The organism is Microbacterium sp. K41, from assembly GCF_004794395.1.
Classification (GTDB): domain Bacteria; phylum Actinomycetota; class Actinomycetes; order Actinomycetales; family Microbacteriaceae; genus Microbacterium; species Microbacterium sufflavum.
Genome location: NZ_SSDO01000322.1, coordinates 1 through 657 on the forward strand (window position 1 = coordinate 1; position 657 = coordinate 657).

1 protein-coding gene is annotated in these 657 nt (G+C 72.9%); it reads left to right on the forward strand.

Annotation, left to right across the window (positions count from 1 at the left end; genetic code table 11):
* A partial coding sequence (locus DW309_RS09310) for a M23 family metallopeptidase (protein WP_136045213.1) occupies nucleotides 1-472 on the forward strand: 472 nt, incomplete at its 5' end.
* Between the last annotated feature and the right edge of the window lie 185 nt (nucleotides 473-657).

A 657-nucleotide genomic window follows, 5' to 3' on the forward strand; every position in this document is an offset into this window, starting at 1 on the left:
CCAGTTGCTCGACCGGGGCGGCGGCAACGGCGGCGGGGGAGGCTCGGCCGGTTCGGGCGGCTGGGTGCGGCCGCACGGCGGGGCCCGCAGCTCCAGCTACGGACCCCGCACGTCGATCTGCGGCCCTCGGGGCTGCTCGTCGAGCTTCCACTACGGCGCCGACCTGGCGAACGGCTGCGGTGCCGCCATCTACGCCGCGAACTCCGGCACCGTGGACTACGCCGGATCCAACGGCAACTACGGCAACTACGTGCGCATCCAGCACGGCGGCGGCGTGAGCACGGGCTACGCGCACATCAAGAACGGCGGCATCATCGTGCGCCGCGGCCAGTGGGTCAACGCGGGCCAGGTCATCGCGTACGCCGGAGACACCGGCCGTTCGTTCGGCTGCCACCTGCACTTCGAGGTGTACATCAACGGCGGGTACACGAACCCCGTCCGCTTCATGGAGGACCGCGGCGTCTACGTCTGACCCCGCGGAGGCGCGGCATCCACCCGGGGTGAGCCGTGTGCGCAGCCCGCCTGCCACTCGGCTCAGCTCCCCGGATACGACGGCGGAGTAACGCCCCGCGTCAGCCCACGCTGACCGGGCGCGAGCCGAGCTGGAGCACGGTCGGCGCGCCGCAGCAGCCGCCTCCGGCCTCGGCGTCGAACCCG